The organism is Bacillus sp. AP8 (genome assembly GCF_000321185.1).
Classification (GTDB): Bacteria; Bacillota; Bacilli; order Bacillales; family DSM-1321; genus Bacillus_AD; species Bacillus_AD massilioanorexius.
This window is the reverse complement of sequence record NZ_CAPG01000038.1, coordinates 116,505-132,555: the sequence shown is the minus strand read 5'-3', so window position 1 is coordinate 132,555 and position 16,051 is coordinate 116,505. Positions and strand designations below refer to the sequence as shown.

General features: G+C 32.6%; 18 protein-coding genes. 15 read left to right on the top strand and 3 right to left on the bottom strand.

Going from position 1 to position 16,051, the window contains the following annotated elements; genetic code table 11:
• The first annotated feature begins 111 nt into the window (after positions 1-111).
• The 8 genes from cyoE (at position 112) to BN349_RS11360 (ending at position 7,465) form a co-directional block, all read left to right on the top strand.
• A complete protein-coding gene (gene cyoE, locus BN349_RS11395) occupies positions 112-1,047 on the top strand; it encodes a heme o synthase (protein ID WP_019242443.1) in 936 nt (311 codons plus the stop codon).
• A 115-nt stretch (positions 1,048-1,162) separates the two neighbouring features.
• A complete protein-coding gene (coxB, locus tag BN349_RS11390; protein WP_019242442.1) occupies positions 1,163-2,245 on the top strand; it encodes a cytochrome c oxidase subunit II in 1,083 nt (360 codons plus the stop codon).
• A 31-nt stretch (positions 2,246-2,276) separates the two neighbouring features.
• A complete protein-coding gene (gene ctaD, locus BN349_RS11385; protein WP_019242441.1) occupies positions 2,277-4,154 on the top strand; it encodes a cytochrome c oxidase subunit I in 1,878 nt (625 codons plus the stop codon).
• On the top strand, positions 4,154-4,783 hold the full coding sequence (locus BN349_RS11380; protein ID WP_019242440.1) for a cytochrome c oxidase subunit 3: 630 nt from the start codon (positions 4,154-4,156) through the stop codon (positions 4,781-4,783). Before ctaD ends, BN349_RS11380 begins: the two co-directional genes overlap by 1 nt.
• Before the next feature lie 3 nt (positions 4,784-4,786).
• Complete coding sequence (ctaF, locus tag BN349_RS11375; RefSeq protein ID WP_019242439.1) at positions 4,787-5,122, top strand: cytochrome c oxidase subunit IVB; 336 nt, start codon at positions 4,787-4,789, stop codon at positions 5,120-5,122.
• Between the two features lie 265 nt (positions 5,123-5,387).
• Entirely contained in the window at positions 5,388-6,290 is a 903-nt protein-coding gene (ctaG, locus tag BN349_RS11370) for a cytochrome c oxidase assembly factor CtaG (RefSeq protein ID WP_026089282.1), read from the top strand.
• A gap of 125 nt (positions 6,291-6,415) precedes the next feature.
• Positions 6,416-6,877 carry a DUF420 domain-containing protein gene (locus BN349_RS11365; protein WP_019242437.1) on the top strand — a complete coding sequence of 154 codons (462 nt, stop codon included), beginning with the start codon at positions 6,416-6,418 and terminating at the stop codon, positions 6,875-6,877.
• A gap of 78 nt (positions 6,878-6,955) precedes the next feature.
• Entirely contained in the window at positions 6,956-7,465 is a 510-nt protein-coding gene (locus tag BN349_RS11360) for a hypothetical protein (RefSeq protein ID WP_019242436.1), read from the top strand.
• A gap of 56 nt (positions 7,466-7,521) precedes the next feature.
• Here the strand turns inward: BN349_RS11360 and ytvI are convergent, their stop codons facing one another.
• Complete coding sequence (ytvI, locus tag BN349_RS11355; RefSeq protein WP_019242435.1) at positions 7,522-8,580, bottom strand: sporulation integral membrane protein YtvI; 1,059 nt, start codon at positions 8,578-8,580, stop codon at positions 7,522-7,524.
• A gap of 595 nt (positions 8,581-9,175) precedes the next feature.
• Entirely contained in the window at positions 9,176-9,541 is a 366-nt protein-coding gene (locus BN349_RS11350; RefSeq protein WP_019242434.1) for a YugN family protein, read from the bottom strand.
• A 477-nt stretch (positions 9,542-10,018) separates the two neighbouring features.
• Here BN349_RS11350 and BN349_RS11345 point away from each other — a divergent pair, with 477 nt between their 5' ends.
• The 5 genes from BN349_RS11345 (at position 10,019) to BN349_RS11325 (ending at position 12,844) form a co-directional block, all read left to right on the top strand.
• A complete protein-coding gene (locus tag BN349_RS11345; protein WP_232423548.1) occupies positions 10,019-10,882 on the top strand; it encodes a CAP domain-containing protein in 864 nt (287 codons plus the stop codon).
• A gap of 162 nt (positions 10,883-11,044) precedes the next feature.
• On the top strand, positions 11,045-11,458 hold the full coding sequence (gene ylbD / locus BN349_RS11340; protein ID WP_019242432.1) for a spore coat protein YlbD: 414 nt from the start codon (positions 11,045-11,047) through the stop codon (positions 11,456-11,458).
• A gap of 19 nt (positions 11,459-11,477) precedes the next feature.
• Positions 11,478-11,717, top strand: a complete 240-nt coding sequence (locus tag BN349_RS11335) for a YlbE-like family protein (protein WP_019242431.1) — start codon at positions 11,478-11,480, stop codon at positions 11,715-11,717.
• A gap of 303 nt (positions 11,718-12,020) precedes the next feature.
• The gene (locus tag BN349_RS11330) at positions 12,021-12,461 is read left to right on the top strand and encodes a YlbF family regulator (RefSeq protein ID WP_019242430.1); all 441 of its coding nucleotides are present in this window, start codon (positions 12,021-12,023) and stop codon (positions 12,459-12,461) included.
• 107 nt (positions 12,462-12,568) lie between these two features.
• Positions 12,569-12,844, top strand: coding sequence for a YlbG family protein (locus BN349_RS11325; protein ID WP_019242429.1), 276 nt, complete (start codon positions 12,569-12,571; stop codon positions 12,842-12,844).
• Between the two features lie 233 nt (positions 12,845-13,077).
• On the opposite strand, the gene BN349_RS11320 is transcribed toward BN349_RS11325, so the two are convergent.
• Entirely contained in the window at positions 13,078-13,467 is a 390-nt protein-coding gene (locus tag BN349_RS11320) for a DUF7147 family protein (RefSeq protein WP_019242428.1), read from the bottom strand.
• Positions 13,468-13,622: 155 nt separating this feature from the next.
• Here BN349_RS11320 and BN349_RS11315 point away from each other — a divergent pair, with 155 nt between their 5' ends.
• Both BN349_RS11315 and rsmD read left to right on the top strand, forming a co-directional pair.
• Positions 13,623-15,032, top strand: coding sequence for a stalk domain-containing protein (locus BN349_RS11315; protein WP_019242427.1), 1,410 nt, complete (start codon positions 13,623-13,625; stop codon positions 15,030-15,032).
• 429 nt (positions 15,033-15,461) lie between these two features.
• Positions 15,462-16,040, top strand: coding sequence for a 16S rRNA (guanine(966)-N(2))-methyltransferase RsmD (gene rsmD / locus BN349_RS11305; RefSeq protein ID WP_019242425.1), 579 nt, complete (start codon positions 15,462-15,464; stop codon positions 16,038-16,040).
• Positions 16,041-16,051 lie beyond the last annotated feature (11 nt).

Genomic DNA, 16,051 nt, shown 5'->3' with positions numbered 1-16,051 from the left:
TTTGGATGAGCGCCTATCATTACAAATATAGAAAAGTATGGAATAATGATTTATAGTAAAAGAGAATGACTTTTTTATATTTTGTGATTTTTTTAAGAGGGGGAAATTTTTATGTCAAACTCAAAGGTCTTGGAGCAAAACGCACTTACAGATCAAAAACCAAGCCTTAAAGATGATATACCAGAGACTACTGCCTGGAATGACTTTTTAGCCATTATTAAAATAGGAATTATCAAGTCAAATTTAATTACAACTTTCACAGGTTTGTGGTTGGCACTTCATTTTTCTGGGTTAAGTTTTTTGAATAATTTAGACATTGTGCTTTTAACCTTAATTGGATCTGCTTTAATTATTGGGGGGGCGGGAACATTAAATAACTATATTGATCGAGATATAGATCATTTAATGGAACGTACAAAAGCAAGACCAACAGTAACTGGAAAAGTAAATTCAATTAGAGTTCTACTTTTGGGTCTTGGTCTCGTTACTGTGGGAACAATCTTACTTGCCTTTACAACATGGGTAGCTGCAGTATTTGGATTAATAGGGGTATTTGCATATGTCATTTTGTACACGTATTCAAAAAGAAAATTAGTTTCTAATACAATTATTGGATGTTTTTCAGGAGCAATGCCTCCGTTAATCGGGTGGGCAGCAGTGGATTCCCATGTTGGACTAATGGCATGGACACTATATATCATCATGTTCATTTGGCAACCACCTCATTTTTATGCTTTAGCCATGAGAAGATGTGAAGAGTACAGAGCAGCAGGAATTCCAATGTTACCAGTTGTGAAAGGATTTAAGCGAACTAAGATTTCGATTAATCTTTGGGTTGCTGCTTTAATGGTAATACCATTCTTGTTAACTCCACTTGGAATGCCACTAGTCATTTTAACAGTCGTTTTAAATGTCGGTTGGTTAGCGCTAGGTTTATATGGTTTTAAAATGAAAGACGATATTAAGTGGGCTAAAGGAATGTTTATTTATTCGTTAAACTACCTAACAATTCTATTCGTTTCAATGGTTATTGTAACCTTGATATAAAGGTAAGGAATTTATTCCTTACCTACAATTTCAAATTCAGCATAGAAAGATTTTTCAACAAGTGAAACACAAAAGGGATAGTAAGAATTTTTTACGAAAGAGGGGTTTCATTGGTATGAAAAAAAGGCTACAAAAATGGCGCTTTTTAGGCATCTTTTTGCTTTTAACCTTCCTATTAGCTGGATGTGGAAAAGCAAATTTGTCTACTTTAAAGCCAGCTGGTGAAGTAGCACAAACTCAATACGACTTAATGATATTAAGTACTGTTATTATGGTACTAGTCATTCTAGTTGTAACTTTTATTTTCTTATATGTTGTATTTCGATTTAGACGTAAGGGAAATGACAAAAAAATTCCTAAGCAAATTGAAGGCAATCATAAGCTAGAAATTATTTGGACGACGATCCCTATTGTTCTCCTATTAATTTTAGCTGTACCAACAGTAGCTCAAACATTTAAGTTAGCAGATGTTTCTCCAATGGAAAACAAAACGAAAGATGGAAAAACAAAAGATGCTTTAGTTGTAAATGTTCGAGCCAATTTATATTGGTGGGAGTTTGAATATCCAGACTATGGTGTTATTACGAGTCAAGATTTAGTTGTTCCGACAGACGAAAAAGTGTATTTTAATTTGTCTGCTTCAGATGTAAAGCACTCATTCTGGGTTCCTGCTGTTGGTGGTAAACTAGACACAAATGTAGAGAGTAACAACCGCTTTTATTTAGAGTTTAATAGTAAAAAAGCTGATGAGGCATCGAACCTTTTTTATGGAAAATGTGCTGAATTATGTGGAGACTCTCATGCTTTAATGGATTTTAAAGTTAAAACGCTTTCAAAGGATGATTTCGAATCATGGATTGGTAAAATGCAGAAAACAAAGGAAAAACCTGTTGTTGAAGGCACTTTAGCTAAACAAGGTGAAAAAGTTTTCCAAGAAAATAACTGTATCGCCTGTCATGCGATTTCTGGAAATGATAAGCGTCCAGCTGTAGGTCGAACTGCTCCAAACTTAGCAAACTTTGGAGATCGAGAGAAAGTAGCTGGAATTTTAGATCATAACGAAGAAAACATTAAAGAGTGGTTAACTGATACCCAAAAAGTCAAACCATCTAACAAAATGCCGAGCTACGGTAAATTGTCAGAACAAGAATTAGATGCTTTGGCGGCATATTTAATGCAGTTAAAAGTTGAAGATTAATTGGGGAGAGTAGAACAAGGGAGGTAAAAACGTGAGTACGTTAGCTCAAAAAAAAGGGATTGGTGCTACGATTTGGGACTACTTGACAACAGTGGACCATAAAAAAATCGCCATTCTTTATTTGATTGCCGGCGGTATATTCTTTATTATTGGTGGACTAGAAGCTATGTTCATTCGAATACAGCTTATTAAACCGGATAATGATTTTTTAAGTGCTGGCTTATATAATGAAATATTGACGATGCATGGAACAACGATGATTTTCTTAGCAGCTATGCCGTTAGTTTTTGCTTTTATGAATGCCGTAATGCCACTTCAAATTGGTGCGCGTGACGTAGCATTTCCATTTTTAAATTCTTTAGGATTTTGGCTCTTTTTCTTTGGTGGATTGTTTCTAAATTTATCTTGGTTTATAGGAGAGGTTCCAAATGCAGGATGGACGTCATATGCGTCACTATCATTAGCCTCACCTGGACATGGAATTGATTTTTATGCACTAGGTCTCCAAATCTCTGGTGCGGGAACACTGATAGGAGGAATTAACTTCTTAGCTACCATTATAAATATGCGAGCACCTGGTATGACATACATGAGAATGCCTCTATTTACATGGTCTACATTTGTAGTATCAGCACTTATTTTATTCGCATTTCCTCCATTAACTGTTGGTTTATTTTTAATGATATTCGATAGAATGTTTGGAGCACAATTTTTTAATATTGATATGGGTGGTAATACGATCATCTGGGAGCATCTTTTCTGGATTTTTGGACACCCTGAAGTTTACATTTTAATCCTTCCAGCGTTCGGTATTTTCTCGGAAATATTTGCAACCTTCTCAAGAAAACGTCTTTTCGGTTATTCCTCAATGGTATTTGCAACAGTATTAATCGGTTTCTTAGGCTTCATGGTTTGGGCTCACCATATGTTTACAACAGGTTTAGGTCCAGTAGCTAATGCGATTTTCGCAGTAGCAACTATGGCGATTGCTGTTCCAACAGGTATTAAAATTTTCAACTGGTTATTTACAATGTGGGGAGGCAGTATTAAATTTACTGTACCTATGTTATATGCAGTTTCATTTATCCCATCCTTTGTTATGGGTGGTGTCACTGGAATTATGAATGCCGCTGCAGCTGCGGATTATCAATATCACGACAGTTACTTTGTTGTTGCTCACTTCCATTATGTAATAGTGGGGGGAGTCGTTTTAGCTTTATTAGCTGGTACACATTTTTATTGGCCGAAAATGTTCGGTACAATGCTTAGTGAAAAATTAGGTAAATATACGTTTTGGTTATTCCTTATTGGCTTCCATTTAACATTCTTTATTCAACATTTCTTGGGTTTATGGGGAATGCCACGTCGTGTATTCACGTTCCTTCCAGGTCAAGGATGGGAAACTGCCAACCTCATTAGCTCTATAGGTGCCTTTTTGATGGCAATTGCTACTATAATCCTATTAATTAACATAGTAATAACATCAATTAAGAATGAAAAAGTTGGAAATGATCCGTGGGGTGACGGTCGTACATTAGAATGGGCTGTTGCATCACCGCCACCATACTATAATTTTAAGCAGCTTCCACTTGTTCGTGGTCTGGATGCTTATTGGTTAGAAAAAATGGAAGGTAGAAAAGAAATGACTCCTGCAGAGCCACTTGGTGATATACATATGCCAAATTCATCATTCACACCAGTCATGATATCATTCGGATTGTTTGTGGCAGCATTTGGAGCTATGTTCCATAAAGATGGTGAACCTTGGGCGTTGCCAGTTCTTATTATTGGTTTGTTAATTACACTTCTTTCCATGTTCGTGCGTTCAGTTAAAGATGATTTAGGTTATCATATTCACAAAGAAGAATTAATGGATGATGAAGATGTCGATAAAGGAGGGAAAGCATAATGCACGCAGAAGAAAAATATACTGAAGCGACATGGCCTTCTTCTCCTGAGAAAGCAACCTTAGAAGGAAAAAATAAATTTATTGGTTTTTGGCTATTCCTAGGTGGAGAAACTGTTCTTTTTGCTACGTTATTTGCCACATATTTGGCGCTAAAAGATTCTGTTCCTAGTGGGGATCATGCTTTAGCGAAAGACATCTTTGACATGAAATTAGTATTTGTTGCAACTATGTTACTTTTAACAAGCTCGTTAACAAGCGTATATGCGATGTATCATATGAAAAATTATAATTTCAAGGCGATGCAAGCATGGTTATTGGTAACAGTTTTATTAGGATTAGGATTCTTGCTATTAGAGATTTATGAGTTCCAACATTATGTTCATGAATATCATCATACATTTACGAGCAGTGCATTCGGTTCTGCATTTTACACGTTAGTTGGTTTTCATGGAGCCCACGTGGCGTTCGGATTATTATGGATTACCACTTTAATGTTAAGAAATGCGAAGCGTGGTTTAAATCTATATAATGCACCAAAATTTTATGTAGCTAGTTTGTATTGGCATTTTATTGATGTTGTATGGGTATTTATCTTTACTGTAGTTTACTTAATGGGAATGGTGGGATAATTGATGGGGCATAATCATGATCAGTTAACTACTCCGCAAGTAGATATAAAATATCGCCGTAAAAAAAATGCAGAGGATATGAAGTATCAAATCATCTCATTTGCATTAATGATATTTTTAACACTCGTTGCCTTTATTGCTGTGGGATATGATGGTTTCTCAGAGTGGTATACAATACCGGTCATTTTACTACTTGCAGTAGTTCAAGTGATTTTTCAATTATATTATTTCATGCATATGAGTCATAAAGGCCACGGTGTACCTGCTTTATTTCTATATTCAGGTTTAACAGTTGGGATTGTAACTGTAATTGCTTTTGTTACTATTGTATGGATTTAATATTTTTAAGCGGTAGTATAATCTATCATCATTAATAGTTAGAAAATTAGAGGCAGTGATCTTACTAATACCTACCATATTTTTGGAGGAATAGGTGAGGTGCTGCCTTTATTTAGTTACATGATACTTACCTGAGCTAAATAAAGTATCGGAGACTTAGCATACGGTTTAACTTTGTCCTATTGTACGGAGGCAGGATAGTTGTTGGTATGAAAAATTTTACAGTATAATAATGGAAAAAGAGAGGGGAGAGGTGTTTGAGGAAATGTCATTAAGTATTTTCGGATTTGAGGCTCTGTGGAGTCCGTGGTTTTTTGTTTTATTACTTTTGATAGGGTTAGTCTACTTTTTAATAACTGTAAAATATCGCACTATCATATCAAAAAATAGTGAACCTTTAAAGCCAAAACAAGCTATTTTATTTGTTCTCTCATTGCTTATTTTATATACAATAAAAGGCTCTCCTCTTGATTTATTAGGGCATATTATGTTTAGTGTACATATGACACAAATGGCTTGTTTATATTTAGTATTACCGCCTATTTTAATTAATGCTATACCAAATTGGTTATGGAGAAGATTTTTATCTATTAAAGTGATTCGGCCGCTTTTTCACTTTTTTACAAAGCCTTTAATTGCTCTTCTTGTTTTTAACGCATTGTTCTCTTTTTATCATATTCCGTACATTTTTGATGTCGTAAAAACTAATATGATGCTGCATTCTATTTGTACGATTATTCTTTTTGTAACAGCTATTTTAATGTGGTGGCCAATTATTAATAGTTTAGAAGAATATCAAGGGTTTTATGGTATAAAAAGAATCGGATATATTTTTGCAAATGGAATATTATTAACTCCTGCATGTGGTTTGATTATTTTTGCAAATCATCCTATTTATGAAACATATTCTAATTCAATGTTTTGGTTACAAGCAATGGAACTATGTGTACCCACAAGTACATTGTCTAATTTGAATATTTCTGGTCCAGAATTGTTTAACTTCATGCCTATTGTAGATGATCAAAAAACAGGTGGAGTTATCATGAAAATCATTCAAGAAATTGTTTTTGGAGTGGTTTTAGCAAAAATCTTTTTTGCTTGGTACCGTCAAGAGAATACAGAAGATGTTGATATGAATCCTGTATCAGATAAATACCAAATGGAATAAATTCTCGATATAGACTGTTTTTTAATAATTATCTAATAATTGTCATTAATGTTACAATTATTGAAATATTGATAGATGTCTATTACAATGATTACGACTACATAAATGAGAGGACGTCTAATAATATGTCTTTACCTATATTACCTACAATAAGTACTACTTTTATTGTTTTAAGTGCCATAACTGTTGGCATAGGCTGGGGATTAATCAAGCAAGGAAAGAGAGAAGCTCATCAGAAAACAATGATTCTAGCAGCTATTTTTGCCATAATCTTTTTTGTGATTTATGCTAGCAGAACGATTTTTATTGGCAATACGGCTTTTGGAGGACCTGATGATATTAAAATCTATTATACGATTTTCTTAATCTTCCATATCTGTCTTGCGACCGTAGGAGCAGTTATGGGTATTACAATGCTTTGGACAGGGTATAAAAGAAACTTTAGAAAGCATAGAAAACTTGGTCCTATAACTTGTTTTATTTGGTTCTTTACAGGTATAACTGGATTGGCTGTATATTTACTGTTATATGTGTTTTATCATGGAGGAGAAACAACTTCCGTAATAAAAGCAATTTTAGGTATTTAAAAAAAGGTATGAACTAAGGATGATGCTTAATATAATATAGCATCATCTTTTTTTACAAGGTGAAGTAGGAGGCAATATATGAAAGATTATAAAACTGAAAATATATTAATCTTAAATTGTTCTTTAGATATGGCAAAGTCGATAATTTTATTTCGCGATGAATTAGCCATTCGTTCACCAATAGAAATTCCAAAAGATTGGCCATCAAATCGTTTTAAGACCTTTTTACCTTTATTAATTGAAAATTTAGAAAAAAATAAATCATCATCATTCGATATGTGGATTTTAGCAGATTTGCTAGAAAAGAAAATGATGGGTGATATTCTTTTATATAAGAAAAATAATCAAATGTCTATTGCTTTCTTAGAAATGAGATTTTTAACATCTTTTTACGAAAAGAAATATTTTAAAGAAAGTATGATATTATTTCTTGATTTTGTGATGGACTTCTTTAAGGGTAGATTTAAACAAATACATATGGAGATCATGTTTTCTGATAATTTTAGGATGAATATTTTAAAAAAATTGGGCTTTACACTTAAAAAGCAAGATCATCCTTACTTACTTTGGAGTTTAAACGTAAAATAGAGAATTCAATCTAACTGAATTTTTTATCTGTTAGATCGAATCCTCTATATAAAAAACTAAAATTTGAAGTTTAGTTTGATTAGACCAGCCTCTCGCGCTGCTGTAAAGGCTATTAGAATCAATGGACCAATAATAAAACCTAGGAATCCAAATAATTTTAATCCAATATACATAGCAATCAATGTAGCTAATGGGGATAATCCAATGTGATTGCCCATAACTTTTGGCTCAACAGTTCGACGAATAATCAATAGAATGGCAGCTAAAATAGCTAATTGTGTTCCTGAATTTATATCACCGGTTATGAAGTCAAAAGCTGACCAAGGGGCAAGTATAACAATTGATCCAATAATTGGTATGAAATCAATAATCCAAATGACAATGGACATAACGATTGCCATTTCAGGTTTGATGAGTAATAAGCCAACAAGTGATACTAAGAAAATAATTATACTTACTAGAAATTGGGCTTTAAAGAAGCCGAATATTACACTAGATAGACGAGAGCTCATAAATCGAACTTTTTCAGCTGTTGTATCTGTTAAATGCTTGAATATTCCTTTTTTAATATTAGGTAAGTCAATTAAAAATAAAAATAACGCAATTAAAAATACTATGAAGCTTACTAAATAAGAAGGAATACTTTTAACGAAATTTGTAATATTTTCAATGGTGATCCAACTACCTACTTTCGTATTTAGATATTCCAATGATATTTGTACTTGGTTACTTATAACATCAGTAATAGCTTTTGGTAAATGTTCTGAAGCGGATATCATATCTTTTTCTATTTTATTCCATGCCGAACTAATTTCATTAACATATTCAGGTGCGTTTTGAATAATTTGAGCAGCTTCTGTCACTACTTTTGTAGTTAAAAAATAGGCGGATAATCCAATAAAAGCAATAAACATTATAAAAACAATCATAACGGAAAGTTTTTGTGATAAGGAGAATTTACTTTGAAGCATTTTAACTAACGGCATTAATAAAAGTGAGGTTATTAAAGCGATAATTAATGGTAAAGAAACAGGTAATACAAAATAACATAAAGCAATGAGAATAGTAAGAACCAATAATTGAATGAGTCTTTGTTTGGTGAAAAAGCGTTTCAAGATGTTCTCTCCTTGTGGCTAGGATTTTATTTTAAACTATGAAAATATATTATAATGATATTCAAAATATTTTCACAAAAAAGTTATAAAAGTTTCATTATAGAAAGTGTCCATTCGATTATAAATTTTAATTACTATGAAAACAATATATCCTCTGTATTTCCCATGTTTTACTTGTAGTTTGTAAAAAGTTCTATGATTGAAATCCAAAAAATGAACGAATAAGAAGAGACCACTAAACATGCTAAATTAAACAGTGTTTAGTAGCCTCTTCTTTAATTTTGACTGTTTTCTAAAAGATAAATAAGTTCGCTGAATAAATAGAGTATAAATAGTCGAATGGAGCGAGCATTTTGGAGAGGAATTCAATTCAGACTAAATTCAATACTTATTCATAGGCAATAAAGTATGCAAAAATAGCGTAACTTTAAAAGAATGGGGCATATTTCATTTTGGCAGAAAAGTACCCATTTCTTCTGAATCGTCCATAAGGTCAAAAGATTTATCAGTAATTAGACTAAATAATGATGGAATCACAGAAGGTGTTGATTTAGATATGTATTTTCAATTTATCCATCTGGACGTTAAAGCCTTATTAAATTGCAGTTGCAAATGTGTCAAGCTCCGTTTTTAGAGAAACTAGAATCTGTTCACATTTCTTTACTAGAGTAGGTGGAAAGTTTTCATTTTCACCATATTCAATTCCGTGTGGGTAGTAATGCTTCCCTAGACATGGAGTTAGAATTTGAATTATTGCTCTATGAGCTCCTACGTCTCCTTCAACAGCGAAGCCTTGAACTCTCAAATAATAGACCCCTTCTTTTAGTTCGAACTTGCGATCATAGCTCACACGCTCATAATCCCATTGTTCAGCTCGAATTAAGCCATGTGCATCCATAACCTCATCTAAACGATTCAAATCGGCTTTTAGTTTTTCAAAACCAGTGCTTTCAAATCTCATTAGTAATCCTCCTTAAAAATCCACCTTCATTAGTATGATGCGAGTAAAAAGGAAATGATAGAAAATATTCCTAATGTTTCCTTTTATTTTATGATAGTATGAAATAATCTAACATGCAACGAGAAGAGAGTAAGTATTTATTTTTTCACAAAAGTGACAATTTTTAGAGAAAATAGTTTTTTTCAGAAAGAATGAATGATGTATTTTCTTATATCTATTCTTTAATTCTTGGTGATATAATAGGAATAATTAGATATATATTTATTCTGAGAGGAGAGAAAATCTCTGGGGAAAATTGGTAAGGTTCTATTTTTAGCTGTCATTATATTTATAGGAAGCATTTATTTTTTCAATCAAGATGAAGAAGAGAATTTAAATCAAGAAAAATCAGCTAATCTTACGGATCAAAACTTAATCGTTAATCAAGGAGCACAACAGAATAATAAGAGTAAGCCGGTAAAAGACGGATTATCTTTGTTGATTGGAAAAAGCAGTAAAGAAGTTCTAAGTAAATTTGGAGAACCTGCAAGAAAAGATTTGTCATCATATGGATATGAATGGTGGATCTATAATGAAAATGATGAAAAATATATGCAGGTTGCCGTTGAGAATAATAAAATAGTATCTATTTTTGCATTAGGTTCAGATTTAAATATCGCACCTTTTTCAATTGGACAAGGGGTCGACCAATTATTTAAACAGTTTAATCTTGATACAACTATAGATATTTCTTGGCAAGGAAATTCATATCGTTTCGAATTATCTGAAGAGGATTTAGGTGTCAGACCGCTGATAAAAGTGGGCGATGCTTATGCACAAGTTTATATAGATAGATTTACTAATAGGATTTCAAGTGTAAGATTTTTAACGAAAGAACAACTAATTAAGCAAAGACCATTTGAGCTGGTATATCGTGGTGAGCTACCTTTAGAAAAAGAGCTTACGGATGAAGAATGGAAATTAGTCGAATCTGGTGATCAACAGCAAATTTTTGATATTACAAACATAATAAGAAAGAAATTTAATTTATCTCCTGTTCAATGGGATGAAGCAACTGCAGAAGTAGCATTATTGCATAGTCAAGATATGTTTGATAAGAATTATTTTTCACACGTATCTCCTACTAATGGTGATTTAGGCGATCGCTTGAAAAAGGGGAAGGTACCCTTTAGTGTAGCTGGAGAAAATATAGCAGCTAAATATGTAGATGGAATCGCAGCAGTAGAAGGTTGGTTAAATAGTAAGGGGCATCGAGAAACAATGCTTAATGATGAATTTACACATTTAGGCGTTGGTGTATATCACAAGTATTATACACAAAATTTTATAAAAGAAATGTAATGTAGGGAGTGTCTAGTAAGCAGGGCTTTTAGGCACTCTTTTTCTGTAATGGTTTGTATCATATGAAAAGTGATATGAACCATTTTTTCTTTTTTGCATAAGCTGAAATAGGCGAATTGTGGATAAATAAAATGAAAAAGGTGTTCATTGAGGTGAGGAATAATGTCAAATAAAGAGGATCATTCTATTGAAGAATTTAAAGACTTTGTGAAAAATCACCCTGCTTTAGTTAAAGATGTAAGAAGAGGTATTTATACATGGCAAGAAGTGTTTGAGGATTGGTATATATTAGGAGGGGAAGACCGATTATGGGATGAATATCGTGATTCAGATGCTGTGAATTTGTCGGATTCTGAAAAGAAAGACAAAGAGGAAAAAGTGGAAAAAGATATGCTATCATCCATTTTTGATTCTTTAAAAAATGTTGATGTGCAATCTATGCAAAAGCATGTTTCTAATTTAAGTCAGGCGTTAGGAACGATATCAGGTGTTATATCACAATTTCAAAAAACTACTCCACAGTCGGAAAGTGAGCAACCTAAGCAACAAAATCCTTTATCATTAAGGAGAGATTAAGTAAAGGTAGGGGAGAGGATTGAGGCAAGATTTATATGAATGGATTAAAGGGAATGAAGACCAATTAAAATATTTGCGATTACAGCCAATCTGGTATAGGCGATTAATGAGAAATCCACATGAAATTGAAAAGCTGGGAACAGAGTCTGTTTATCATTTTGAAAAATCAATTCCACAACGGGTAAGTCAATTAACAAATGGCGTACAGGTTGCTTCAATGATGTTAAATATGATACAAACAATGGGTATGAAGAGTTAATGGCTATATCATCTAGCTATCAACTCTTTTTTGTTAGTAAAAAACTAATTAAATAGGATCTTTTGATTTAGTTAAATTTATGTTTCAGTTGCTGTGAAAAAATGGCGTTTTTCTAAAGGCTGTTCCAGGAGGCTTAAGTTATTCATCTGCTCCTGCTGGAGTCTAGCATCTTACGCTTCAATCAATTAATGATTGGGGATAGTTTTCAGACCTTACAGGATATATGGAATAGTGATTTAAAATCACCCATATTTTCTTTATATGAGATATCATGATAATATGTGGTAAGGAGGTGAGCTTTTAATGCTTGCTACGATGGAAAGAATGGAAATATTAAATTGTTCAGATGAATTAGCACAAATGATTCTTCAATCTGAAATTGGAGAAAATTATTTGATAACTTTATATAAGCTACAAAATGATCGAGAAGCGCAAGAAAAAATTAAAAGCTTCACGATAATGAAAACCAGGTATGAAGAAGTACAACGTTTTGGCAAATATCATCCTGATTATAAATATGTAAATCTTGAAACGAGAACAAGAAAAAGAGAGATGGACATGCATCCGTCGATCGTGGCTTTTAAGCAAGCAGAAAATGCACTTCAAGATATTCTCGATCAAATAAGTGTTATTATTGCAGGTTCAGTGTCTAAGCATGTGAAAACACCTGGAGGAAATCCTTTTTTCGAAAGTGGATGTAGCAGTGGTGGATGTGGCAGCGGAGGTAGTTGTGGCTGTTCCTAAATCTTTGTATTTATATACGATGTTTTTTCTTTCTAAGAGATTCCTTATTGAAAAAAATTAGAATATTGTGCTACACTAACTGTAAATATTTTTTAGGAGCGTACAGTATGTTGGGTGCTAGACAAGGAATTATTGCTTATTTGCATACGCTGAAACAAGTAAAGATGCTTAGAAGATTCGGCAATATACACTATGTTTCAAAGAAGTTGAAATACGTTGTCTTGTATACCAATATGGACGATGTAGAAGCAACTGTAGAGAAACTTAACTCGTATTCATTCATAAAAAAAGTGGATGTTTCTTATAAACCGTTTTTAAAGACGGATTATGAGAATTCAAAACCAGACAAAGCGAAAGAATATGATTATAAGATGGGTATATAAAAAAGTGTCCTAAAGTAAAGCTTTAGGACACTTTTTTTGTGATTTGAAAATTCAACAATAGGGGTATAAAAATGAGTTAAATGGACAAATAGGGCATTTTTTAGGCTGTTTTCGCATACTTTGTAGCCTTTGAACAAGTATTGAGTATAGTCTGAGTTGAATTACGCTCCATTAGACCTTTTTACACTAAATGTATTCACCAAACTTTAACGGCCACAATCTTTTATCATTTCTTATGATAAGGGAGGTAGGTATCGATTCATACGTAATATGCCAACTAAATGTTGATAATAAAGCTCTTTTTCATTATAAAAATGTGATGGTTTAACATTTAAGTGAATGATCGTTTTATCAAGTTGATTAACAAGTTCTTGAAAAAGTGCAAATCGCTTATTGGGTGTTATTTTTGGGTTTGGAATTCCTTCACGGCAAATATAAATTGGTTGAAAATTACCTGGGTCTGTTGGCTTAAGAATAATAGCTAATGATACTACTTCTTTCTCATTAATAGTAGTTTCAAGTGCTAGTAAGTAGGTAATTCGTTCTTTGTTTGCTTTGCCAATTTCAATAAGTTCGTATAAGTCCGAATAACCTTCACCAAGTTCTATAAAACGTTGTATCAAAACAATGTCTCCTCCTCTTCAGTTAATACAAATGCTCTAAATAATACTGAAATATTGAACATTTTCTAAAAGTTGTTGAAATATAGGCTGTTTTCCCCTTTATATTTTTGGTAAGTTATAAATAGGAAATACTTTCTATAAGGGGAAAACAGGCAATGGGTAAAATATTTACAACAAACATTTTTATCATATTATTAGCAACTAGTGGAATCTTATTTTGGCAATGGCATGTCTATTCTGAAGAAAAGGAATCATCCTCACATTTGCCTATATCACAAGTTGAGCAAAATGTTCAGGTTCAACATAACAGCCAGTTGCTACAAGTAACTCAAAAAATATCAAATTTACAAAAAGGAACTTACCATATTGCCAATCCGTTAAAAGTAAAGTATACAATTGATGGCCAGGAAAATGCTACTAATATTCTTTCTGTTAAAGATGATATGCAAACCATCACCTTTTATTATACCATTCCAGTAAGTTTGAATGATGGTAGTATTTTACTAAAGGATTGGGTACTAAAGTTGGATCAAAGTAAAACCGTTAAATCAACCATTGAAGTAGTGGAATCGAACAGCAATCAAGGAAGTTGGGCTTCAGATTCTACACAAGTAGGATATGTTAACAAAGAATTCATAGATTACTATGTTTTTGAAAAAGAGGGTCCAGTTCCTGCCATATACTATCAAATGGGTAATTTAAAATTGTCCGATAATGAAGCAGGTCCTATTATATATTATGAAGAGGGCATGAAGCCAAATGTAAAAAAAATAGCTTCCATTTTTTCAGAGTATCCGACTTTGCAAAACTTTGTAGTGGTTTTTACTACAAAAGAAAAAGAGCAAGTAACCGAGCAATTTATTATTCTTAATAATGCTGATAATCTGCAACATCTAAATGTAAAGCTATCGAATATTTATCTTGATTCGATTTTTCCTTTTAAGAATCAACAAGAGAAATGGCAACAAAAAATATTAAATAATTTATATTCAAATAAAAAATCAGGAACAAAAAAAGTACTAGTAATGGAGAATGTTTTACGAGATGATTTAACAGAAGAAAAGTTGGAAAAATTTATCGATTCTATTATGAAAACGGAAAAACCTTTGTCATCTGCAAAAGTGGATCAAATTTTATCAACGATTAAAAATAAGCGTACAACATTTTTTAGTGATAACAAAAATGAAAATAAACCTCTTATTCCAATCGTATATTTTGATTTAAGAAAGGTAACGTTTAATCAAAAGCCAATACATGCCGAAATGGTGTATAAAGACGATAGTAAGCTATTACCTTTAAAATCGATTTTAACAGCAGACGGATTTGTGTATAACCAAATCAATCAAGGACATATACTATTAACCAAAGACGGTGATTCCTTACGTTTGTATCCTGGGAAGAATGTATTTATTTTGAATGATACAGACTATTCTGTTACTTCACCGCCGATTGTGAATATTGGAAATGAAATGTATATTTATAACTATTGGTTAGAGGATATTTTTGGAGTAATAGTACTAGAAGAAGATAATGAAATTATTGTAAAGACCTCGGAAGAAATATAAAACAACGTGCCTTTAGGATGTAAAGAAAAAGCCAGATTGTGGGTGTACTCTCACTTATCTGGTTTTTTTATGTGTATAGTGGTTTGCTTTCTATTTTTCTCATAATAATTAGATATGTCAATTTATCCTCCAACATTTTCTTAAAAAAAATCCCTGCAGATTTCTGCAGGGTCCTTCTATTTCCGTGTAAGGATAGAAGGGAAAGGGAGAGGAGAAACCGGAGGAAGAACTTATGGGGAAACGTAAGTCTTCTCCGCGGTTGGCAACAACATCCTTGATTAAAGGTGCTGTTGGTAATAGTATGACCAAATTATTGTTAGTTATTCAAAGTTGATGGATATTTCTCTATTCAATATATATATACGTGATAAAGTGGATATGTTAGGATAGTATAGATAATAAATGTAATTGAGATAGTGGTGATTGTAAATGAGAGTAGTATCAGGACAATGTAAAGGGAGACCTTTAAAGGCTGTCCCAGGTGCCTCAACTCGACCTACAACTGATAAAGTGAAGGAGTCTATTTTTAATATTATAGGACCTTATTTTGAAGGTGGAATCGCATTAGATTTATTTGCAGGTAGTGGTGGACTAGGCATTGAAGCTTTAAGTAGAGGGATGGACAGAGCCATTTTTGTTGATAGAGAATTTAAAGCGATTTCAACAATTCGTGGGAATTTACAAGCTTGTCATTTTACTGATCAAGCAGAAGTGTATAAAAATGATAGTGAAAGAGCTATTAAGGCATTGATTAAACGAGAGATAGCGTTTGATTTAATATTATTAGATCCCCCTTATAAAAAACAAAAATTAGAAGAACTACTAGAGATAATCGCAAAAAATCATTTAATTGCAACTAATGGAATTATAGTATGTGAACATAGTAATGATGTTGAGTTACCAGATAGGGTAAGTACGTTAACAAGATGGAGACATGAAAATTACGGCATAATATCCATCTCCATATATTCACTTGATGATAATCTTGAAAGAACAGTAACGCTGTAGGAGGAACATAA

Bases quoted from the DNA above. Each gene is read 5' to 3' on its own strand.
- cyoE (WP_019242443.1), top strand. From the start codon at position 112: ATGTCAAACTCAAAGGTCTTGGAGCAAAACGCACTTACAGATCAAAAA.
- coxB (WP_019242442.1), top strand. From the start codon at position 1,163: ATGAAAAAAAGGCTACAAAAATGGCGCTTTTTAGGCATCTTTTTGCTT.
- BN349_RS11380 (WP_019242440.1), top strand. From the start codon at position 4,154: ATGCACGCAGAAGAAAAATATACTGAAGCGACATGGCCTTCTTCTCCT.
- ctaF (WP_019242439.1), top strand. From the start codon at position 4,787: ATGGGGCATAATCATGATCAGTTAACTACTCCGCAAGTAGATATAAAA.
- ctaG (WP_026089282.1), top strand. From the start codon at position 5,388: ATGTCATTAAGTATTTTCGGATTTGAGGCTCTGTGGAGTCCGTGGTTT.
- BN349_RS11365 (WP_019242437.1), top strand. From the start codon at position 6,416: ATGTCTTTACCTATATTACCTACAATAAGTACTACTTTTATTGTTTTA.
- BN349_RS11360 (WP_019242436.1), top strand. From the start codon at position 6,956: ATGAAAGATTATAAAACTGAAAATATATTAATCTTAAATTGTTCTTTA.
- BN349_RS11350 (WP_019242434.1), bottom strand. From the start codon at position 9,541: ATGAGATTTGAAAGCACTGGTTTTGAAAAACTAAAAGCCGATTTGAAT.
- ylbD (WP_019242432.1), top strand. From the start codon at position 11,045: ATGTCAAATAAAGAGGATCATTCTATTGAAGAATTTAAAGACTTTGTG.
- BN349_RS11330 (WP_019242430.1), top strand. From the start codon at position 12,021: ATGCTTGCTACGATGGAAAGAATGGAAATATTAAATTGTTCAGATGAA.
- BN349_RS11325 (WP_019242429.1), top strand. From the start codon at position 12,569: ATGTTGGGTGCTAGACAAGGAATTATTGCTTATTTGCATACGCTGAAA.
- BN349_RS11315 (WP_019242427.1), top strand. From the start codon at position 13,623: ATGGGTAAAATATTTACAACAAACATTTTTATCATATTATTAGCAACT.
- rsmD (WP_019242425.1), top strand. From the start codon at position 15,462: ATGAGAGTAGTATCAGGACAATGTAAAGGGAGACCTTTAAAGGCTGTC.